The 20,290-nt window shown below is 53.6% G+C and carries 21 protein-coding genes; 20 read left to right on the top strand and 1 reads right to left on the bottom strand.

Annotated features, from left to right (window positions below; all coding sequences use genetic code 11):
* Positions 1–9: 9 nt before the first annotated feature.
* From qcrB to BCV73_RS17230, 4 genes are all read left to right on the top strand, one after another.
* Positions 10–681 (top strand): menaquinol-cytochrome c reductase cytochrome b subunit, encoded by a 672-nt coding sequence (gene qcrB, locus BCV73_RS17245; RefSeq protein WP_076170115.1) that lies wholly within the window; start codon positions 10–12, stop codon positions 679–681.
* A gap of 19 nt (positions 682–700) precedes the next feature.
* A complete protein-coding gene (locus tag BCV73_RS17240) occupies positions 701–1,576 on the top strand; it encodes a menaquinol-cytochrome c reductase cytochrome b/c subunit (protein ID WP_076170116.1) in 876 nt (291 codons plus the stop codon).
* Positions 1,577–1,727: 151 nt separating this feature from the next.
* Positions 1,728–2,351: a DUF1405 domain-containing protein gene (locus tag BCV73_RS17235; protein WP_089548039.1), complete on the top strand. Its 624-nt coding sequence runs from the start codon at positions 1,728–1,730 to the stop codon at positions 2,349–2,351.
* 61 nt (positions 2,352–2,412) lie between these two features.
* Positions 2,413–3,294, top strand: a complete 882-nt coding sequence (locus BCV73_RS17230; protein ID WP_089548038.1) for a sporulation protein YpjB — start codon at positions 2,413–2,415, stop codon at positions 3,292–3,294.
* A gap of 87 nt (positions 3,295–3,381) precedes the next feature.
* Here BCV73_RS17230 and BCV73_RS17225 read toward each other — a convergent pair whose 3' ends face one another.
* Positions 3,382–4,251 (bottom strand): YitT family protein, encoded by an 870-nt coding sequence (locus tag BCV73_RS17225; protein WP_089548037.1) that lies wholly within the window; start codon positions 4,249–4,251, stop codon positions 3,382–3,384.
* A gap of 187 nt (positions 4,252–4,438) precedes the next feature.
* Here BCV73_RS17225 and BCV73_RS17220 point away from each other — a divergent pair, with 187 nt between their 5' ends.
* The 16 genes from BCV73_RS17220 (at position 4,439) to BCV73_RS17145 (ending at position 19,891) form a co-directional block, all read left to right on the top strand.
* The gene (locus BCV73_RS17220) at positions 4,439–4,768 is read left to right on the top strand and encodes a nucleotide pyrophosphohydrolase (protein ID WP_076170120.1); all 330 of its coding nucleotides are present in this window, start codon (positions 4,439–4,441) and stop codon (positions 4,766–4,768) included.
* Between the two features lie 50 nt (positions 4,769–4,818).
* Positions 4,819–5,355, top strand: coding sequence for a tetratricopeptide repeat protein (locus tag BCV73_RS17215; RefSeq protein ID WP_089548036.1), 537 nt, complete (start codon positions 4,819–4,821; stop codon positions 5,353–5,355).
* A gap of 116 nt (positions 5,356–5,471) precedes the next feature.
* Positions 5,472–6,272: a 4-hydroxy-tetrahydrodipicolinate reductase gene (dapB, locus tag BCV73_RS17210; RefSeq protein WP_089548035.1), complete on the top strand. Its 801-nt coding sequence runs from the start codon at positions 5,472–5,474 to the stop codon at positions 6,270–6,272.
* Positions 6,273–6,290: 18 nt separating this feature from the next.
* Positions 6,291–6,713 (top strand): methylglyoxal synthase, encoded by a 423-nt coding sequence (gene mgsA / locus BCV73_RS17205; protein WP_076170123.1) that lies wholly within the window; start codon positions 6,291–6,293, stop codon positions 6,711–6,713.
* Positions 6,710–7,423, top strand: coding sequence for a bacillithiol biosynthesis deacetylase BshB1 (bshB1, locus tag BCV73_RS17200; protein WP_089548034.1), 714 nt, complete (start codon positions 6,710–6,712; stop codon positions 7,421–7,423). The genes mgsA and bshB1 overlap by 4 nt, the downstream gene beginning before the upstream one ends.
* Positions 7,424–7,622: 199 nt before the next feature.
* Complete coding sequence (gene bshA, locus BCV73_RS17195) at positions 7,623–8,786, top strand: N-acetyl-alpha-D-glucosaminyl L-malate synthase BshA (protein ID WP_076170125.1); 1,164 nt, start codon at positions 7,623–7,625, stop codon at positions 8,784–8,786.
* A 31-nt stretch (positions 8,787–8,817) separates the two neighbouring features.
* Positions 8,818–10,083, top strand: coding sequence for a CCA tRNA nucleotidyltransferase (locus tag BCV73_RS17190; RefSeq protein ID WP_089548033.1), 1,266 nt, complete (start codon positions 8,818–8,820; stop codon positions 10,081–10,083).
* Positions 10,070–11,044, top strand: a complete 975-nt coding sequence (locus BCV73_RS17185) for a biotin--[acetyl-CoA-carboxylase] ligase (protein WP_089548032.1) — start codon at positions 10,070–10,072, stop codon at positions 11,042–11,044. The genes BCV73_RS17190 and BCV73_RS17185 overlap by 14 nt, the downstream gene beginning before the upstream one ends.
* Positions 11,045–11,316: 272 nt before the next feature.
* Entirely contained in the window at positions 11,317–12,189 is an 873-nt protein-coding gene (panB, locus tag BCV73_RS17180) for a 3-methyl-2-oxobutanoate hydroxymethyltransferase (RefSeq protein ID WP_076170863.1), read from the top strand.
* Complete coding sequence (panC, locus tag BCV73_RS17175) at positions 12,186–13,073, top strand: pantoate--beta-alanine ligase (RefSeq protein WP_089548031.1); 888 nt, start codon at positions 12,186–12,188, stop codon at positions 13,071–13,073. Before panB ends, panC begins: the two co-directional genes overlap by 4 nt.
* 3 nt (positions 13,074–13,076) lie before the next feature.
* On the top strand, positions 13,077–13,460 hold the full coding sequence (panD, locus tag BCV73_RS17170; RefSeq protein ID WP_076170868.1) for an aspartate 1-decarboxylase: 384 nt from the start codon (positions 13,077–13,079) through the stop codon (positions 13,458–13,460).
* 135 nt (positions 13,461–13,595) lie between these two features.
* Positions 13,596–14,225: a tetratricopeptide repeat protein gene (locus BCV73_RS17165; protein WP_076170870.1), complete on the top strand. Its 630-nt coding sequence runs from the start codon at positions 13,596–13,598 to the stop codon at positions 14,223–14,225.
* Positions 14,226–14,378: 153 nt separating this feature from the next.
* Positions 14,379–17,240, top strand: coding sequence for an ATP-dependent DNA helicase DinG (gene dinG / locus BCV73_RS17160; protein ID WP_089548030.1), 2,862 nt, complete (start codon positions 14,379–14,381; stop codon positions 17,238–17,240).
* Between the two features lie 116 nt (positions 17,241–17,356).
* Positions 17,357–18,043, top strand: coding sequence for a redox-sensing transcriptional repressor Rex (locus BCV73_RS17155; protein WP_076170875.1), 687 nt, complete (start codon positions 17,357–17,359; stop codon positions 18,041–18,043).
* Positions 17,997–19,331, top strand: coding sequence for an amidohydrolase (locus tag BCV73_RS17150; protein ID WP_089548029.1), 1,335 nt, complete (start codon positions 17,997–17,999; stop codon positions 19,329–19,331). The genes BCV73_RS17155 and BCV73_RS17150 overlap by 47 nt, the downstream gene beginning before the upstream one ends.
* Positions 19,332–19,372: 41 nt before the next feature.
* Complete coding sequence (locus tag BCV73_RS17145; RefSeq protein WP_076170879.1) at positions 19,373–19,891, top strand: cell wall elongation regulator TseB-like domain-containing protein; 519 nt, start codon at positions 19,373–19,375, stop codon at positions 19,889–19,891.
* The last annotated feature ends 399 nt before the right edge of the window (positions 19,892–20,290 follow it).

The following is a 20,290-nucleotide window of genomic DNA, read 5'->3' as shown; positions in this document are numbered from 1 at the left end:
TAGAATCGGATGTTTAAGAATGTCTACAACTGGATTGATGAACGTCTTGATGTCACGCCGATTTGGAGAGACGTGGCGGACCATGAAGTGCCGGAGCACGTTAACCCGGCGCATCATTTCTCTGCGTTTGTATACTGTTTTGGCGGATTGACGTTTTTTATCACGGTCATCCAGATCCTGTCGGGGATGTTCCTGACCATGTATTACGTTCCGGACATCATTAACGCCTACGCCAGCGTTGAGTACCTACAGACGAAAGTAGCCTTCGGGCAAATCGTCCGCGGTATGCACCACTGGGGGGCGAGCTTGGTTATCGTTATGATGTTCCTACATACCATGCGCGTGTTCTTCACAGGTTCCTATAAGGCGCCTCGCGAAATGAACTGGGTTGTGGGTATGCTGATTTTCTTTATCATGCTGGGCTTGGGCCTGACAGGCTATCTCCTTCCTTGGGATAACAAAGCCTACTTTGCAACAAAGGTTACGCTGGAAATTGCGAATTCCGTTCCATGGCTTGGGCCGATCATTAAGGAATTCCTGCAGGGCGGTACGATTGTAGGTGCCGAGACGTTAACGCGTTTCTTCGCACTTCACGTCTTTTTCCTCCCGGCCGTGTTGCTCATTCTTCTGGTCGGACATTTTATCATGATCCGCAGACAGGGCATTTCCGGTCCACTATAATAAGAAGGGAGGAATATCGATGGCACACGGTAACAATTCAAAAGAAAAAGTGGTGTATGTTGGCGACTCGCGCGTCCGTAAAGGCAACGGGTTCATTACACCGCCGGACTACACGTCGTATCCAGGCAAATCGGAAGCGTTTATCCCTAACTTTCTTTTGAAAGAATGGATGGTCGGTGTTGTCGTACTTGTCGGATTTCTGGTGCTCACCATTGCGGAGCCGGCTCCACTGTGGTTCCCTGCGAACCCAAGTGCGTCCATTATCCCGATGCCTGACTGGTACTTCTTGTTCTTGTACCAATATCTGAAATTGCCGTACGCATCCGGAAGTTACGTCGTTCTCGGCACGATTGGTGTAAGCGGTGTAGCGTTTGGTTCACTGCTGCTGGCTCCTTTCCTGGACACTGGCAAAGAGCGCCGTTTTTACCGCAGACCGATCGCTTCCTCGCTGATGTTTCTCTCTTTGATCGCCGTGGTGTACCTGACGAACTCCGCATGGCACCACTACAAAGAAGAAATGGCTGCAACCGGTCAAATTCCGGAGAACATCCAGCGTGAAGAGAAAGCTGCCGAAAACAAGGCAAAAGGACTTCCGACGACCAGCGCGAACCAGCAAAAAGAGATCGCGATCGTCGATAAAGAAGATCCGGCAATGGAATCTTATAAAAAAGCTGGCTGCATTACCTGCCACGCAGCGGATATGAAAGGTGCTGCGGGTCCGTCTCTCCGTGGAGTCGGCGACAAACATAACAAAGAAGACATTCTGAAAATCATCAAAGAGGGCTATGAAGGTAAGATGCCTGCCATGTACGACTCAGCAATCGCTGCAGGCCTGACCGACAAAGACATTGATCATTTGGCAGAATGGCTTTCGAAGCAAAAGGCAGAGCAATAAGCGGCCATACTTATGAAAACCTGATCGTATTTACGATCAGGTTTTTTTAAGAGATCAGAAAGTATGCTTACATGCTAAAAACACAATGAACGAAGCTCAATAACCCAGCTTTAGCGGTAAAGGGATCGTGGGAGTACAAGGAGGGACAAGCGTGTCGATCGCTTATTTCTGGAGCCGTTCGCTCCTCGGAAACCGGGGATTTTTATGGCTCCTGTTATGGTGTAACCTGCTCGGAACAGTATACGGTTACTATTGGTATGCGGAACAAATGGAATATACCGTGGCGAACAACCCCTTCTGGCAGGTCATTTTCGTTCCGGACAGTCCGACGGCAAGCTTATTTTTTACGATCGCAGTCTATATGCTGCTGTATCCGCCTAGGACAAAGTTCGGATACGGATTCCGGTTGCTAATTGAGGCGCTGGCCGTCGTCACGTCGGTGAAATACGGCATCTGGGCGGTGAGCATCATATTTGCCGGATATGCACAGGGTTCCCCGCTGGTATGGCAGGACTGGATGCTGGTCCTCTCCCATTCAGCGATGGCCATTGAAGCGCTGCTGTACGTCCGCCTGTTCAAGTTAGGCGAGACGATGCTGATTCCGGCTGTGGCCTGGACATTCCTGAACGATACGGTGGATTATACATACGGGGTATTTCCTTGGCTGCCCGTTCAGCTGATGGACGATATCGCGAGCGTACAATATTTTACTTTCGGTTTGACGCTGTTCAGCGCGCTGCTGGCTTGGCTTGTCATCAGACAGGCAAGGCGCTGACTTGAAGTTCAGTTCTAGGGACATCCCTTCTGCCATACATATACGGTAGGAGGGATGTCCCATGTTACGTAGAGGCACGGCTGCCAGATGGAGCCTGGCGGTCATCATGGTGCTGCTTGGACTCGGCTGCAGTCTATCCTGGGTGGCGGCGGACGCCGATACGCTGTCGGCTGCAGGAGGCTCAGACGGGAATGCGGAGGCGGTGAAGCAGGCGGAGCAGCTCGATCTGCTGGCCGACTCGCTTTATCAGCATGTACTGGAGGGTAACATCAATCTCGTCCGGCAGGAAATTCTGCAGGCCAGCGATATATTTGAGCATTCATCCTTTCAAGGCTTGACGAGTGTGGAAGGATTTCATGCCTTATCGGAGAGCTTGGTGGAAATGAAGGAAGCGACGAATCAGGCGCAAATCCAGCAGGAACAATGGCAGACGGCTTCGGCCAAATTCCGGTTGGCAGCGGACAGCTTAAGTCACCCCAAACAGCCGATGTGGATGCAGTACTACAAGGTGCTTCGTGAGGACCTGAGCGAAATGAAGGCCCGGGCGGCCGCTGCCGACTCCCGGGGGATGAAAGCGGCTTACGAGAGCCTGCAGAACCATTATGAGATCATCCGCCCGGCCGTGATCATTCAGCGTAAGCCGGAGGAAATCACAGCAGCGGATGCCTGGGTATCTTATGCAGGCGGCTTGGTTCAGTCTTCATCGTCCTCGGCTGCCGAAATTCAGGATGTCGTGACTTCCGGCGAGGAAGTGTTTAACGGCTTATTCGGTAAGAAAAAAGACGATAACCCGGCTTTCGCCCCCATTGACGAGGTTAACGGACTGTGGCCGTGGACCTTCTGGGCCGGCTCGTTTATCATCCTGATCCTGACTTATACCGGTTACCGGAAATATAAAGGGGAGCGGGACAGCTTTAAAAGCGTGAAGCCCAAAGAACTGTAGTTCATATGGGGTAATGGGCCACATTTGCTGTCCATTGAAAAAGCCCGCTAGCTTCAAGAGCCGGCGGGCTTTTTTTGTGCTTCCGAATTATTCTTCCTTAAAACCTTCGCCGTGAACGTCATGCACATCACTAATGATGACGAATGCCCGCGGGTCCACCGATTTCACAATATCGTTGAGCCTGCGGATCTCCTGGCGTCCGACGACGCAGTAGGCCATATGCTTGGCCTGCTTGGAGTACACGCCTATGGCCGGAATCAGCGTAACGCCCCGCTCCATCTCGACCGTGATTTGGTCGGCGATTTCCTGGGCGTGGTCGCTAATAATCGTAAAGGCTTTGGCTGCATAGGCACCTTCCTGGATAAAGTCAATCACCCTGGAGGCGATGAAGACGGCTACGAAGGTGTACAGGATCCGTTCTCTAGGGATGAAGAACAGGGAAGCCCCGATAATGATAATATCGATCACGAGGATAACCCGTCCCATGCTCCAGCCAAATCGCCGGTTGCAAATGCGTGCAATGATATCGGATCCGCCGGTCGTCCCGCCGAAGCGGAATACGACGCCCAGTCCGGCTCCGAGAGTGACGCCTGCATACAGGGAAGCCAATATGTAGTCTCTTTCCGTTTGAAACGGCGTGATCCACCCGGCATCAATCAGCTTTTCGATGAACCACAGAAAAAACGTCAGCGATGCGATCCCGACGCCCGTATAAATCATCTGTCTGCCGCCAAGGATCTTCCAGCCGAGAAGGAAGAGCGGGATGTTCAGCACCAGGGTCGACAGGGACGGCGGAATGGAAAATGCATAATTCAGGAGGACCGTTACCCCAGTAACGCCCCCTTCCATCAGCTGGTTAGGGATAATGAAATAAAGCAGGCCGAAGGCATATACGGCAGAGCCCAAAATGATGGGCAATACGAGCTTGAGCTGAATAAACAACTTGGATGAACTCATGAAATCCCCCGCAATACCAGAAGTAGGAAGAATGGTTTTTCTTCGCTCCATTCCATAGTATACCTTTTTCCCCGGCGATTAAAAAATATTTGTTTTCATTTCCGCTTTGCGATAACATATGGAGTAAACTAGCGTCCGGCGTGACGTGAAGCATTGTACATACGAAAGAGGGGGACGGTTCGGTATCATGGAGAAGTCATTGGCAGAGATGCAGCGGGAAGTCGACCGGTACATCTCCCAGTTCAAAGAAGGGTATTTCAGTCCGTTATCGATGCTGGCAAGGATGTCCGAAGAGGTCGGTGAGCTGGCCCGCGAGGTGAACCACCGGTTTGGGGAAAAGCCAAAGAAGCCTTCCGAAGCGGATAATTCCATTGAGCTTGAGCTCGGAGATATATTGTTCATAACGATGTGCTTTGCGAATTCGCTGGGGATCGACCTGACGGAAGCGCATGACAAGGTCATGCACAAATTCAATACGCGCGATAAGGACCGTTGGACGAAAAAGGACACCGATTAGGCGAAATGAACATATGCTGTAGGAAAACCGCCTGAACGGGGGGAGCAGCTATGCAGTCCGAACCTTTTGTCCAAAAGGCTTACCATTGTATTTTGCAAAACGATTTTGAAGAAGCACTTCATTGGTTTGAAGCAGCGATCGCCGAAAACCCCGAGGATGCAGAAATTCATTATAGATGCTCCGTAACCTATGCAAGAAGCAACCGGCTGGATAAGGCCATGGAACGTGCGCTAGAAGCCTCCAGGCTTGCACCCGATAAGTCGGAATACGGTTTGTATGTTCAGCATTTGCAGGCGATGCGCATCGTGCAGGATGCGAAGAAAACGATCGATTCTCCCGATGTAGCACCTGCCAATCAATTGTATGAAACGGTATCTATTTTGAAGGAAGCGGTGCGGCTCGACCCGCTCTACGGGGAGGCGTATATTTGGCTTGCGCTTGCCTACAGCCAGCTTAACGAGCACGCGCTTGCCATATCGGCTATCAAGGAAGTCATCGCCCTTCAACCCCATGACCACGGCCTGCAGGATATGCTGGAGCAGTTAAAAGGCCGGCTAAACTCGTATTTATACGATTCATCCACCTAAATAGAATGAACTAAAGTTTATCTCATGTAATGTCTGGATCCCCGGGTCATTTTTCCGTGTCAGAAAAGGACTTTCTTTAGTTCATTCTATAAATCATGAGAAAGTGGGGAGCTAACATGTCAACCATCAAAGTAGCCGTCGCAGGAGCAGCCGGCAGAATGGGCAAGGAAGTCGTCAAACTGGTACTCGAGGATTCCGATCTGGAGCTGGTTGCCGCCGTCGGACGGTCCGGTGAGGGGACGGACGCGGGCATTTTGGCCGGGCTGCCGGAATGCGGCGTGAAGCTGACCTCCGATCTGGAGATGGCATTGGTCGAAGGAAAGCCGGACGTGCTGGTGGACTTTACGACACCGCAGTTCGCATACCCCAACACGACTTTGGCCGTAGCCCATGGGGTTCGTCCCGTGATCGGCACGACAGGCTTCACCCCGGAACAAATCGAAGAGTTGGACAAGCAGTGCAAGGAGAAAGGGATCGGCGGGCTGATCGCACCGAATTTCTCCATCGGGGCCATACTGATGATGAAATTTGCCGCGCAGGCAGCCAAGTATTTTCCTCATCTCGAAATCATGGAATTCCATGGGGATCAGAAGCTCGACGCGCCTTCCGGCACCGCCATCAAAACGGCTGAGATGATTGCTCAGAACCGCCAGGAGATCCGCCAGGGAAATCCGAACGAGGAAGAGACGATTGAAGGCTCGCGCGGAGGATATTATAACGGTTTCCGCATTCACAGCGTCCGCCTTCCTGGCGTGTTCGCCCAGCAGGAGGTATTGTTTGGAGGCTTTGGCCAAACGCTGAAGATCCGCCACGATTCCTATGAGCGGGCAGGATATATGCCTGGCGTCAAAATGGCGGTCGAGAAGGTTATGACGTACGAGGGTATGGTTTACGGGTTTGACCATTTTATAGAGTAGTTCAGGAGGGGTTACAACATGCTAAAAATCGCATTCATCGCACACGACCGAAAAAAAGACGAGATGGTCAACTTTGTCACGGCTTATGAGCATGTGTTTGAGGGACACCAGCTGTATTCCACAGGAACGACCGGACAGCGGATTATGGAGGGCACCAACCTGAAAATCCACCGGTTCATGTCGGGTCCGCTCGGCGGTGACCAGCAGATCGGGGCGCTCGTGGCCGAGAATGAGATGGACCTCATTATTTTCCTGCGGGATCCGCTGATGGCTCAGCCTCACGAGCCGGACATCAATGCGCTTCTCCGTCTTAGTGACGTCCAGGGGATTCCGCTTGCGACCAACATCGCAACGGCCGAAATTTTGGTCAAGGCGCTGGACCGCGGAGATTTTGCCTGGCGCGAGCTGGTACATAAATATAAGCCGGGTGCTGAAATATGAGTGAACGGCTGGATATTCTGATTTTCGGCGCCCATGCGGACGATGCCGAAATCGGGATGGGCGGCACGATCATCAAACATGTGCAGGCCGGGCTTAAAGTGGGGATCTGCGATTTGACCTATGCGGAAATGTCCTCTAATGGAACGGTCGAGCGCAGAAAGCAGGAAGCGGCGGCCGCGGCTGGCGTTCTTGGTCTTTCCATGCGGAGCAGCCTTGGACTGCCGGACCGTGGACTGTTCATCACTCCGGAACATGTGGAGGCCATCACGACGGAAATCCGCCGTCATGCGCCGAGGGTCGTATTCGCTCCGTATTGGGAAGACCGCCATCCCGATCATGTAGCCTGCAGTAGGCTGGTTGAGGAAGCGGTGTTCAACGCCAAACTGCGCCGGTACATGCCGGACAAGCCGCCTGTACAGGTGGAGCAGCTGTATTTTTACTTCATTAATGATATGGGCAGAGCCGATTTGATGGTGGATATTACCGCACAGCAGGAAATAAAGGAACAGGCGCTCCTGTGTTACCGGTCGCAGTTTGAGATGACTCCGGTTGAAGGAGAAACGGTGGTTACCCCGCTGAATCAGGGATATATCGAACGCGTCAGATCCCGCGACCGGCTGACCGGCCAGCGCAGGCTCATTCCCTACGCGGAAGGCTTTGCGATCAAGTCGCCTTACGTCGTGGACATGTTCATTGGAGGATCCGAATAATGACCGATAGACAGGACTGAAGTCAAGCGCCCAATCTTTAGGCTTGATTTCAGTTCTGACTTTTTATAAGCTGAAAGCGCGCAATCGAAATACCCGGTAGAGCGGTTGTCCGCTGTAAAATGAAACGTCGCCAGACGTTTTTAATATTCTCTGGGTACATAATATAGAGAAGGCATGTAAAGAAGGGGGGACACGAAGCTTGGGTCAATCACTTAAAATTGGCATCACCTGCTATCCGTCACTCGGAGGCTCAGGTGTAGTCGCGACCGAGCTCGGCAAGCTGCTGGCCGAAAAGGGCCACCAGGTACATTTTATTGCCCACAGCATTCCATTCCGGCTGGGAGGGCAATTCCATAAAAACATTTTTTATCATGAGGTTGAAGTCAGTGATTATTACGTATTCCGCTATCCTCCTTATGACTTATCCCTTGCGACCAAAATGGCACAAGTGGCCAATATGCAGCAGCTGGACATTTTGCACGTCCATTACGCGGTTCCTCACGCGGTGTGCGCCTTCTTGGCCAAGCAGATGGTAGGAAGCAACCTGAAGGTGGTCACGACGCTTCATGGCACGGATATAACGGTACTGGCGCAGGACGAATCGTTAAAGGATCTGATTCGCCTTGCGATCAACGAAAGCGATGCGGTCACGGCGGTATCCGGAGACTTGATCCGGGAAACCCGTGAAGTGCTGGATATCAGCCGCGATATCGATCTGACGTACAATTTTGTGGATAAGCGCATCTATTATCCGCGCGATACGTCCTCGCTTCGCGGCGACTATGCCGAACCGGACGAGAAAATTTTGATGCATATTTCCAACTTCCGCCCGGTCAAACGCGTCGGTGACGTCGTGGACATCTTCGCCAAAGTCAACGAGCGGATGCCTTCCAAGCTGCTGTTCGTCGGGGAAGGTCCGGAGCTGCCGAAGGTCCAATGCAAGATCAAGGAGCTCGGACTGGAACATAAAGTCCACTTTTTGGGCAAGCAGGACGAGATCGCACAAGTCATCTCATTGGCTGACGTGCTTCTTCTTCCATCGGAAAAAGAAAGCTTCGGCCTGGTTGCGCTTGAAGCGATGGCATGCGGCGTTCCGACGGTGGGATCGCTCGCCGGTGGAATTCCCGAACTGGTGGTTCACGGTGAGACCGGGTTCCTGTCACCGATCGGAGATACGGACCAGATGGCCGATCAAGTGCTGCGGCTGCTGACGGACAGCGATCTTGCCGCACGGTTCCGCGAGGCCTGTCTGACACGGGCATGCCGGGAATTTTCCGACGCATTAATCACACGCAAGTATGAACAGATCTATTATCGCGTTCTCGGACGCGAGGTGCCCCAGCTGGATGCGGTGTGCAGATAAGAGGTAGTCATTTAGGGGGTCATGGAAAGTTATGAAATGGAAGCAGGCGGATGCCGGGATGGCGGGTTGCGCCGAGCAGGTGCTGTCCGTCCTCGAAGCGCATGGGCATGAAGCGTATTGGGTCGGCGGATGCGTGCGTGATGAACTGATGGGCCGGCCGGTCAACGACATGGATATCACGACTTCGGCCCGCCCCGATGAAGTGACTCGGCTCTTTGAACGGACGGTGCCTACGGGGATTGAGCACGGAACGGTCACCGTTCTGGTTGGAAACTACGCCTTTGAGGTTACTACATACCGGGTGGAGGGTTCTTACGAAAATCACCGCCGGCCGGCGGAAGTGGCCTTTGTGCGAAATCTGTCCGAGGATTTGCGCCGCCGGGATTTCACGATGAACGCGATTGCCTGTGACCGGCAGGGACGGATCGTTGACCCTTACCATGGTGAAAACGACATTCGAAAAGGGATCATCCGCTGCGTTGGAGAGGCCCGCGTCCGCTTTCAGGAGGATGCCCTGCGGATGGTGCGGTGCATCCGATTTGCCTCGGTGTTCGGTTACCGCATTGCCTTTAACACCTGGAAAGGCCTTCTCCTGGAAAGAGAAGGAATTCAGTATATCGCGCTGGAGCGGATCCGGGCGGAGCTCGACAAAATGATGGAGGGCCCTCATCCTTATCTCGGCCTGGGCCTGCTGGGAAGGAGCCGATTGCTGGAAAAAGCCCGGGTACCGTTTACATCTAGCACCGTGGACGCCTCCCTGTCCAGGATCGGCGACATCCCTTCCAAGGAGACCGCTGTCAGATGGGCCCTGCTTATGCTGGCCTGCGGCTTATCCGGACAGGATGCCGGAAACCTGATGCGCCAGTATACGTTTTCCAACGATGCCCGCGAGAGGGTTGAAGCCCTTTTGTATTTGGACGAAGAGGTAAAAGGGTTGAGTGGCGAGACCCATCTTAGAGAGCAGTGGGTAGGTCTGGTACTGAAATACGGTAAAGAATCTATCCGGCGCTGGCTCCTGCTTCGCTCAGTACTGCCACAGGAACACAGGGGGACGGCAGCGGATGAGCTGCTGGCCCACGGGCTGGGTTGGATGGACGAAATGAAGATTTTCCACCTGCACGAGCTCCAGATCGGCGGCTCCGATTTGATCGCGATTTCGGGCAGGAGGGGCGGACCTTGGGTGGGAGAACTGCTGAAGCAATTGCTGTTTAAAGCGGCGGCAGGCATGCTGCCCAATACGAAATTGGATTTGACAGAAGAAGTGAGACGGGTGATGGTTACCGATGAAAAAGGCTGAGACCCTTTTGGATATACTGCTGGATGCGGATGAATTTGTTTCGGGCGAGGAGATCAGCCGGCGGCTGTCGGTCAGCAGAACCGCGGTCTGGAAACAGATCAACAAGCTCCGTGAGGCAGGGTACGAATTTGAAGCGGTTCCTCATAAAGGCTACCGGATTGTCAGCAAGCCGGACCTGCTGGATCAGCAGGAGCTGGCGCAGCGGATACAGTCTAAAGTGATGGGATCGCAGCTGAAAATATTGGGGACGACGGTATCGACGCAGGAAGAAGCGAAAGCGCTGGCTGAGGAGGGGGCGCCGGAAGGCACCCTGGTCATTGCCGAAGAACAGACCGGTGGCAAGGGGAGGATGGGCCGCAAATGGTTTTCGCCCTATGGAAAAGGCATCTGGATGAGCCTGGTCCTTCGGCCCGAGCAGCCGCTCCATTACACACCGCAGCTTACGCTCTTGACCGGAGTGGCGGTGTGCCGGGCGGTCCGCAAGGTGACCGGCGTCATGGCCGGCCTGAAATGGCCGAACGACCTGCTGGTCGACGGGCGGAAAATTTGCGGCATCTTGCTGGAGTCGGCGGCGGAGGACGAGCATGTCCGCTACTGCATTGCCGGCATCGGAATCAGCGCCAACCTGGACCCTGGCGATTATCCGGAAGAGCTGACCGGGGTCGGAACTTCCCTGAAGATCGAGGCGGGTGAGCCGATCGACCGGATGTCCCTCATCGCCACGGTGATGGAAGAGTTTGAAATGCTGTACGAGCTGTACCGCAAAGACGGATTTCAGCCGGTCGCCTCGCTGTGGGAGGCGCTGTCGGTAACGTTGGGCAAGCGTGTGTCGATTCAGACCGCACGCGGGCCGATCGAAGGGATGGCCGACGGGCTCGATGCAAGCGGCGCGCTTCGGGTTCGTACCGATTCGGGCGAGCAGATTCCTGTTTTTTCCGGAGATGTCGAACTTAGACGATGAAAATATTATGAACTTTTGGTATACTGACATGTAGAGGCGGTATCGACGGATGATCGAACTGCACTCTGCATGTTTTTGTTTGAAGAACACCCTCATAACTGCAAATGGAATATTGCCGTTACGTTGGATTCTGCTCTGAGCCGGAAGGACCGAGACAGAAGGGACGATCGCAAGTGACCCTTTATGCCCTTTCGGACCTTTTTAGTGACTCACTAAAAGGTTTTTTTGTTTTTATCCTATTTTTCACACTCATCGAAAGGGGAAGAAGCACAATGGCAAACAAACAACCACTGAATATCGTGAAAATGAAAAAGATGAAGGCGGATGGCATTCCGCTCTCCATGGTAACTGCCTATGACTATCCTTCGGCGAGCTTGGCGGAGGAAGCCGGCGTGGACATGATCCTGGTCGGAGATTCGCTCGGGAACGTGGTGCTCGGTTATGATTCCACGCTGCCGGTGACGATCGACGACATGGTGTACCATACGAGATCGGTTGTCAGAGGCGCCGGACATACATTTATCGTGGCTGATATGCCGTTTATGACGTACCACGGAAGCATCGACAGCACGCTGGACAACGTCAAACGCCTGATGCAGGACGGTCATGCCCATGCTGTGAAAATGGAAGGCGGACGCGAAATCTGCACCGCGGTGGAAACGATCGTCAAAGCAGGCGTTCCCGTGCTTGGCCACATCGGCTTAACGCCGCAGTCAGTGAACCAAATCGGGGGTTACCGGATTCAAGGTAAAGACGAGGCGGACGCCGCCAGATTGCTGGAAGATGCGAAGGCTCTCGAAAAAGCAGGGGCCTTCGGCGTCGTGCTTGAACTGGTAACGGAGGAAGTGGCCCGCTTTATTTCCGAACAGCTGTCGATTCCCACCATCGGGATTGGCGCCGGGCGGTATGTCGACGGCCAGGTGCTCGTATTCCATGATTTGTTTAAGTACGCATCCCCGTATCGCGATAAGCGTTTTGTCAAAACCTATGGTGACATCGGAACGATCGTTCGCGACGGGATCAGCCAGTACGTTCATGACGTGAAGAGCCGCTCTTTTCCGGATGAGACCCATGTATTTACGGCAGACGATCAGGTCGTCGAGAACTTGTACGGCAAAGGAAAGGAGAAGGTGGGACGCGCATGAAAGCTGTAAGAACGATTGAAGAACTGCGCAGCGGTATACGGGCGCTACAAATAAATTTGGGACCGGAAGCCACGGTCGGCCTGGTTCCTACGATGGGTTATTTGCATGAGGGGCATGGCAGCTTAATCCGCCGTGCCCGCAAAGATAACGGAATTGTCGTCGTCAGCATCTTCGTCAACCCGATCCAGTTCGGTCCGGGCGAGGACTACGAAACTTATCCGCGTGACGAAGCAAGAGATCTGGCACTGGCCGAAGCGGAAGGAGCGGACCTGGTCTTCCTTCCGTCGGTGGAGACGATGTATCCGCAGCCGACCAAGACCAAAATCATGGTATCGGACATTACGACCCGTTTGTGCGGCGCCTCCCGTCCGGGACATTTTGACGGCGTGACGACGGTGGTGAGCAAGCTGTTCAACATCGTTCAGCCCGATAAAGGTTATTTTGGCATGAAAGATGTACAGCAGGTCGCTGTGCTTCAGCAGATGGTACAGGATCTCAACATGAACGTGGAGATTGTTCCCTGCCCGATCGTACGTGAGGAAGACGGCCTAGCTCTAAGCTCACGCAACGTGTACCTGAGCGAAGAGGAACGCCGGCAGGCGCTTGTGCTGTCACGCTCTCTGGTCGAGGCTGCGGCCGCTGTGAGCGAGGGGACGGCGGTAACCGCCGGGGACATTCGAAACCTCCTGCAGCGCGTCATCAGCCAGTCTCCGCTGGCCGATATCGAATACGCCGAGGTCGTGTCTTTCCCAGGACTGCAGCCTTATCCCGATGACGAAGAAATCAGCCGGAAGGACGAGGCCGTCCTGATGGCCCTAGCCGTCCGTTTCGGTCGGACGCGCCTGATCGATAACCGTTTATTTAATCCCAAGGAGGCGAATTGACCGATGTACAGAACGATGATGAAATCCAAAATCCACCGTGCGACCGTAACCGAAGCGAATTTGAATTATGTGGGAAGCATTACGATCGATGAAGATTTGATGGAAGCCGCCGACCTGCTGGAGAACGAAAAGGTCCAAGTGGTGGATAACAATAACGGGGCGCGTCTGGAAACCTATGTCATCCCAGGTCCCCGCGGGAGCGGTGTGATTTGTTTAAACGGGGCGGCAGCCCGCATGGTTCAGCCCGGTGACACCGTCATTATTATATCCTACGCCGTCATGTCCGATGAAGAAATCAAGAGCCACAAGCCGACGGTAGTTTTTGTGAATGAATCCAACAAGCCGATGAACACGATGAGCAAAGAGGTTCACGCCACGATTATTTAAGGACTTGTCGGGTATGCGCGGGGAAGCTAAGACAAGGAATGGCAGCCCGGAGCGGGAATGAAAAAGCCCGGGTTAACAAAAAATGAGTTCAGGTGACCGCACTGATTTCATTTTTGTTTAAGGTGGGATGCAGCCATGTTTCAGCATGTATTCGCGGAAATGAACAACATGTTAGACGAAATCGTGAAACATTACCCCACAGCGCAGGAGGCCCAAAAGCATCAGCTGATCCAAAAGTGGAATTTGCTCAAAACGATGAGCGACGGCATCATAGAAGAATGGTTGTCTTTTGAAGAGAAAATGGGCGCTTTCCGGGAGCAGGCCAAGATCGCGCCTGTATTTCCGCAGCATGAAACGCCCGAGGTCGAGATGGATTCCTTTATCCGGGGGCAGGGATATTTCAAGCTGCTGATGTACAGGCAGGCGGCCCAGCAATTTGCGCAGGTGATCCTCGAATTTCCCGACAGCTATTTGGCCCGGATGTACTTGGCTATGGCGTATTTGCACCTGGAGGAGCCGGCGGAAGCCCGCCATCATTTCCAGTGGATTCTGCCGCTTGCCCAGCATCCCAAGCTGAAGGCGATGGTGCTGAATGCGCTTGGCTGTGTCGAGGCGATGCAAGGGCAGCTTGGCAAGGCCCAGGATTATTTTACGCTGGCGCTTTCGCATGATCCCTCGTTCCCGGATCCGCTAATGAATCTGCAGGTTTGCCAGCAACAGTGCGGTCAGCTTCATTATGGAAGCCAGTTAATATCGCTGATGTAATGCATGTGAGAAGACGATGCCCGCTGCACGGAAAGCGCCGGGTGTCGTCTTTTTCTATAGAACCGGAAGTTCAAGTTTTTCCTTCCTTGAATTTTCAAATGTGAAATCTTCTGTTATGCTGTTAAGGAGACTGGACGAAAGGATTTAGGAATCATGAAATTTGCCGTACTTGACTTCGAAACGACAGGCAACCAGTCCGCAGACGAAATTATTCAAGTTGGACTTGCCATTATAGAAGAGGATGGGACGATTTCAAAGGTGTATGGCTCTTATGTCAACCCGGGTATCGAAATCCCTCCGTTTATTACGGGACTTACCGGCATTACGAATGAGGATGTGGCCGCAGCTCCGGCCCTGGAAGAAATGATGATGGAGCTCGTGCCGCTGCTCGACGACGTGGTCCTGGTAGGGCATAATGTAGCATTCGATTTTAATTTTTTGCAAAACGCACTCGACCGGTGCGGCTATTTGCCGTTCTCTGGGCGGATTCTGGACACGCTCGACCTGCTCAAAATATGCTTCCCTTCGCTGACTTCCTATCAGCTGGGCATGGTGACCGGACACTTCGGTCTTCAGCATGACCGGCCGCATCAGGCCGACAGCGACGCTTTGGCGACGGCATACGTTCTGCTGAAGTGCCTGGATGAGCTGAACAGCCTGCCGTTGATTACGCTGCAGCGGCTGGCCGAGCTGTTTGCTGATGAGGACAGCGACCTCGGCTGGTATTTCGACGGTCTCTGCCAGGAGAAGGAGCGGGAACCCGCTCAAGATCTGAACAGCCACACCTTTTACCGCCAGCTGGCGCTTAAGGTGGATGACTGGACCGAAATGGCACCGCCGCGAGATGACGTGGACGACAATCCGCTCAAAGGCGTCGAGTTTAAGGAATATTTGGCCGAGATCGAAAAACGGCTGCGCGATATTATGCCTCATTACGAGGAGCGTGAGCCGCAGACGATCATGTTCGACCAGGTGATGAATGCGCTGGATCAGGACAAGCATCTGCTGATCGAAGCCGGGACAGGGACGGGCAAGTCGCTCGGCTACCTGATCCCCTCGATTTATCAGAGCGTGAAGCAGGACCAGAAGGTGATGGTCAGCACGCATACGATCAACCTGCAGGAGCAGCTCCGGGAGCGGGATATCCCCCTCTTGACGCAGGTCGTGCCATTCCCTTTCAAGGCAGCCGTGTTCAAGGGCAGACAGCACTATTTGTGTTTGAGAAAATTTGAACATAAAATAAACAGAAGAGACTTTATCAATCCGAAGGAAGACACCATCACAGCCGCCCAGATGATCGTCTGGCTCGCCCAGACCGAATCGGGTGATGACGAGGAGCTGAGCCTCGGCGGCCGTGCGGGAGACTTCTGGGAGACCGTAAGCAGCGACTCGGACTCCTGTCAGGGCCGTGCCTGCCCTTGGTTCCGCAAATGCTATTACCATCGGGCCAAGCATGAAGCCGGAATCGCGGATGTCGTCATAACGAACCATTCCAAGCTGTTTACGGACGTCAAGGCAGGCCATCAGCTGCTGCCATCCTACGAGCGGCTCGTGATCGACGAAGCCCATCACCTGGAAGACGTTGCCGGCAAGCATCTCGGACTTCATTTGAAGTACTTTACGGTCGTCCATACGCTGACACGGCTCTATAAGGACGCCCGGAGCGGGCAGCTGCCGGCGCTTCGCCAGCTGCTTCAATCGTCGGCCTATGAGCAGGCCGGTGAATGGACCGCCGTGATCGACCGGATGAGCGAGGATTTGGTCGATGTCAAAGAGCACTGGGACAAGCTGAGCGAATTGCTCTTCGGCCTGCTTCCGGAACGGAGCGACGCTGCTCCCGGCGACGGCGGCCAGTATACGCTGCGCCTTCAGCCGGGGAAAAAGCCGAAAGAGTGGGAGACGCTGGCGGCGCTCGAAAACCAGATCTTTGTCACGGTGGGGGAAATCGTCCGCAAAGGCGAAAAGATGCTGGCCGAATACAAGGAGGAGCAGGATGATTACGGTTCCGACAGCCTGATCACCGATATCGGCGGGCTGCTCAAGGACCTCAGCTCCGAACGGGAGAATCTCCGGTTCTTTATGACGCTGAACGACGAAACCGTCGTGTACTGGATGGAAGCGAGCGGCCATTTCCGCAGCAAATCGCTCCAGCTGTACGCTGTTCCGGTTGACGTCAGCAAGCAGCTCAAGGAGCTGTTTTTTGATAAGAAAAAGAGCGTCATCCTGACGTCCGCCACCTTATCCGTAGATAAATCGTTCCAGTATATGATCGATAACCTCGGACTACAGGAGGACCAGGACAGCGGACGCCTTGTGACGGTCCAGCTTCCGTCCCCGTTCCGGTACAGGGACCAGGCGCTGCTCGTCATTCCGCGGGATTTTCCAAGCGTGAAGGGAAGCGTCGGGGACGCCCTGTTTGTCGAAACGCTGGCCCGCTCACTGGCGGACGCCGCGATCGCCACCCACGGCCGGATGCTGGTGCTGTTCACCTCGTACCGCATGCTGCGCCAGGTATACGAGCCGCTGAAAGAAGCCCTTGCACAAAGCGACATCGCCGTGCTTGGACAGGGCGTTGACAGCGGCAGCCGCACGAAGCTGATCCGGCGGTTTACGGACAGCAGCGCTTCGGTGCTGCTTGGAACGAGCAGCTTCTGGGAAGGCGTGGACATCCCGGGTGAAGCGCTGACTTGCCTGGCCATCGTCCGGCTCCCGTTCCAGCCGCCGAACCATCCGCTGGTGGAAGCGAAGAGCGAGCTGCTGCAGCGCCAGAAGAAGAACCCGTTCATGAAGCTGTCGGTCCCGCAGGCCGTCATCCGCTTCAAGCAGGGCTTCGGGCGGCTGGTCCGCACCGCCCATGACCGGGGCATCGTCATCGTATACGATACGCGCGTCATCGAATCGTATTACGGGAAGTACTTCCTGTACTCGCTGCCTGGACCGAAAATGGAGCATATGCAGACAGACCAGATGGTTCCGCGCATCTCTGAATGGCTTCATCAGGACGGTGTGTCTTAAATGAGTCCATTAGATAGATTGAACTAAAGCGGTTAGAACAGGAAATTCAATGCAAAACTTTAGTTCAATCTATATAACCAAATAAATATTCAAGCCGTTCAATAGGGGGAACATGCATGAAATCGGAGAAAATATCCGAGGCGGTTGTCCGCAGATTGCCTATATATCTTAGATATCTAAATGAGCTGAACAAGCGGGAGGTGGCCACGGTCTCCTCCCAGGAGCTCGGGCAGAAGCTGGATCTCAACCCGGCGCAGATCCGTAAGGATTTGGCGTATTTCGGGGATTTTGGCCGTAAGGGGATAGGGTATGACGTATCCTATCTCATCGAGAAGATCCGTCAAATTTTGAATTTGGACCAGCAGATCAACGCGGTGCTGGTCGGAGCGGGGAATCTTGGTCAAGCTTTGTCCAACTATAACTTTTACCTGAAGGAAAATATGAAGATCGTGGCCGTGTTTGACGCCAATCCGTCCAAAATCGGCACACGGATCAACACCTTGACGGTACAGGCCATGGATGAGCTGAAAGAAACGATACAAAGCAAAAATATCCGGATCGGGATCATTACAGTCCCGGATTTCGAAGCACAAAACGTCGCCGATCAGCTGATTGCGGCCGGGATCGAGGCGATTCTGAATTTTGCGCCGACGATTCTGAAGGCGCCGGCTAGCATCCGGATCCATGCCGCCGATTTTACGACGGATTTGCTCAGCCTCGCTTATTATTTGAACAACGGAAAGGACGACACGGAAGATGACGGACAATTTGAAGAGCTCCAGCAGCCGGAGCGCCAATCCTAAATGGGCCATCAAGAACGGCAGCTTTGCCGTTTTGCGGCCGGAGCAGCCGGTATTGCACGGCTGGATGGTCATTGAGGGCGACCGCATCACCTATATCGGTGAAGAGGAGCCGCAGCTGGAGGAGGGCGTACAGGTCGTCGACGGCACGCATTTATTTTTTATGCCGGGCCTGATCAACACCCATGGACATACCGCCATGTCGCTGCTGCGAGGTTACGGAGATGACATGGTGCTCCAGGAATGGCTGCAGGAAAAAATGTGGCCGATGGAAGCGAAATTCACGTCCAGTGACGTCTACTGGGGGACTTCGCTGTCCGTGCTTGAAATGCTGAAGGGCGGTACGACGACGTTCCTCGATATGTACGATCATATGGATCAGGTGGGCAAAGTGGTGACTGAATCCGGCATGCGCGCTGCCCTGACCCGCGGTGTCATCGGTCTGTGCCCGGAGGATGTGCAGCGTCACAAGCTGAACGAAGCCATTCAGTTCGCCAAGGACTGGCACGGGCAGGCAGACGGCCGGATCACGGCGATGATTTCTCCGCATGCCCCGTACACATGCCCTCCTGATTTTATCGAGAAGTTCGTTCAGGCGGCGCATGACCTGGATCTGCCGATGCATACGCATATGTCGGAGACCAAGGCGGAAGTGGAGCAAAATGTACGCGATTATGGAACGCGTCCGGCGATTCATTTGGAGAAGCTCGGCATGTTCTCACGGCCGACGATTCTGGCACACGCGGTCCATTTAACAGACGAGGAAATCGACATTTTGGCGAAGCATCACGTGACGGTATCACACAACCCTGGCAGCAACCTGAAGCTGGCGAGCGGTGTGGCCCGCGTTACCGACATGATGCAGGCAGGCATTACGGTTTCCCTGGGAACCGACAGTGCGGCGAGCAACAACAATTTGGACATGTTTGAAGAAATGCGCCTTGCCGCTTTGATACATAAGGGCGTCTCGGGAGATCCGACGGCGGTTCCCGCGGCGGAAGCACTGCGTATGGGCACGATCTACGGAGCCCAATCCTTGTTCCTGGAGGGAGTCGGTGCACTTGAGGCCGGGATGAAGGCGGATTTTATCGCGGTGAATACGGATCAGGCTCATTTTCTGCCGCGTACGGACTTCATTTCACACGTCATTTATTCGGCCAGCGCGAAGGACGTTGAGCATGTCTGGGTGGACGGGAAGCAGGTCGTGAAGCACGGCAGCTGTCTCACCCTGGACGAGGAACGCATCCGCAGGGAAGCCCAAGCGGCTTTTGAAGGTCTTCTCTCCCGATAAGACCGGGATGATTAGCTCACCTTTCAGAAAGGAAGTTCAGGTTGAAGAACAAGAAAAAATGGATCTTTCTCGGCATTGTCGCCCTGCTGCTGATCATTTTCGGCGCTTACCGTTATTTTATTTACGTGCTGCAGGATCAATGGAGCGAAAAGGACACCGCTATTGCCAAAGCGAAGCAGGAAGCCGGAATCGTGTCGGTCGCCGATGCCCAAAAGTCGGTGTGGGACCAGAACAGCATCTACTGGGTCGTGGAAGGGACGAACAAGACGGGCCAGGAGGTCATGGTCTGGGTGCAGTTCACCGATCAGGGAAAACCCAAGGAAGGCCAAAATACCGTACATCAAGAGCTTTTGAGCAGCGGTATGTCCAAAGAGAAGATGAAGGCCAAAATCAAAAGCTCCATTCCCGGCATTAAAGATATGCGCCTCGTACCGGGTGTCTATAACGGAGAATACGTATGGCAGCTGTTCTATAAGGTGAAAGATCACTATTACTATCAATTTTACCGGTTCAGCGACGGAGCGGAAATCGGCAGCCCGTTCACGCTGCCCAATCGATGATTTTGTTTAAACGGCCATATCATGCAGAAAGAACCCCATCCTCAAATGGGGTTCTTTGGCTTACAAAGGATAATATTTAAAATATATTCACACTTTACCTTCGATTTAGTATATACAATGTGATATACTCTTATTTGTATTGAAGAGATATATATGACGAACAGCCCGGATTGTACTATAATTAGAGGATAGCGTTTTTCAGTAAAATTCAGCAGCCCGCTTCAGCTTGGAACAAGATTTTTCTGCTCTTTATTGAAAAACATGGTATATAGAAGTGCGGTCAGATGCGTGTATCTAACGAAGAGATGCTTGTGTTTCGCGACAAGCGCAAAACCATCCATCGAATCGGACTGGAACAGAAGCATGGTGACCGACCAATGGACTTGAACCGCTAACGAA

Origin of the sequence: Paenibacillus sp. SSG-1 (assembly GCF_002224835.1) — a bacterium.
Classification (GTDB): domain Bacteria; phylum Bacillota; class Bacilli; order Paenibacillales; family Paenibacillaceae; genus Paenibacillus_AQ; species Paenibacillus_AQ favisporus.
This window is presented reverse-complemented; position numbering and strand designations above follow the sequence as displayed.

Coding starts and splice junctions, on each gene's coding strand:
- qcrB (WP_076170115.1), top strand. CDS start 10: ATGTTTAAGAATGTCTACAACTGGATTGATGAACGTCTTGATGTCACG.
- BCV73_RS17240 (WP_076170116.1), top strand. CDS start 701: ATGGCACACGGTAACAATTCAAAAGAAAAAGTGGTGTATGTTGGCGAC.
- BCV73_RS17230 (WP_089548038.1), top strand. CDS start 2,413: ATGTTACGTAGAGGCACGGCTGCCAGATGGAGCCTGGCGGTCATCATG.
- BCV73_RS17225 (WP_089548037.1), bottom strand. CDS start 4,251: ATGAGTTCATCCAAGTTGTTTATTCAGCTCAAGCTCGTATTGCCCATC.
- BCV73_RS17220 (WP_076170120.1), top strand. CDS start 4,439: ATGGAGAAGTCATTGGCAGAGATGCAGCGGGAAGTCGACCGGTACATC.
- BCV73_RS17215 (WP_089548036.1), top strand. CDS start 4,819: ATGCAGTCCGAACCTTTTGTCCAAAAGGCTTACCATTGTATTTTGCAA.
- dapB (WP_089548035.1), top strand. CDS start 5,472: ATGTCAACCATCAAAGTAGCCGTCGCAGGAGCAGCCGGCAGAATGGGC.
- mgsA (WP_076170123.1), top strand. CDS start 6,291: ATGCTAAAAATCGCATTCATCGCACACGACCGAAAAAAAGACGAGATG.
- bshB1 (WP_089548034.1), top strand. CDS start 6,710: ATGAGTGAACGGCTGGATATTCTGATTTTCGGCGCCCATGCGGACGAT.
- BCV73_RS17190 (WP_089548033.1), top strand. CDS start 8,818: ATGAAATGGAAGCAGGCGGATGCCGGGATGGCGGGTTGCGCCGAGCAG.
- BCV73_RS17185 (WP_089548032.1), top strand. CDS start 10,070: ATGAAAAAGGCTGAGACCCTTTTGGATATACTGCTGGATGCGGATGAA.
- panB (WP_076170863.1), top strand. CDS start 11,317: ATGGCAAACAAACAACCACTGAATATCGTGAAAATGAAAAAGATGAAG.
- panC (WP_089548031.1), top strand. CDS start 12,186: ATGAAAGCTGTAAGAACGATTGAAGAACTGCGCAGCGGTATACGGGCG.
- panD (WP_076170868.1), top strand. CDS start 13,077: ATGTACAGAACGATGATGAAATCCAAAATCCACCGTGCGACCGTAACC.
- BCV73_RS17165 (WP_076170870.1), top strand. CDS start 13,596: ATGTTTCAGCATGTATTCGCGGAAATGAACAACATGTTAGACGAAATC.
- dinG (WP_089548030.1), top strand. CDS start 14,379: ATGAAATTTGCCGTACTTGACTTCGAAACGACAGGCAACCAGTCCGCA.
- BCV73_RS17155 (WP_076170875.1), top strand. CDS start 17,357: ATGAAATCGGAGAAAATATCCGAGGCGGTTGTCCGCAGATTGCCTATA.
- BCV73_RS17150 (WP_089548029.1), top strand. CDS start 17,997: ATGACGGACAATTTGAAGAGCTCCAGCAGCCGGAGCGCCAATCCTAAA.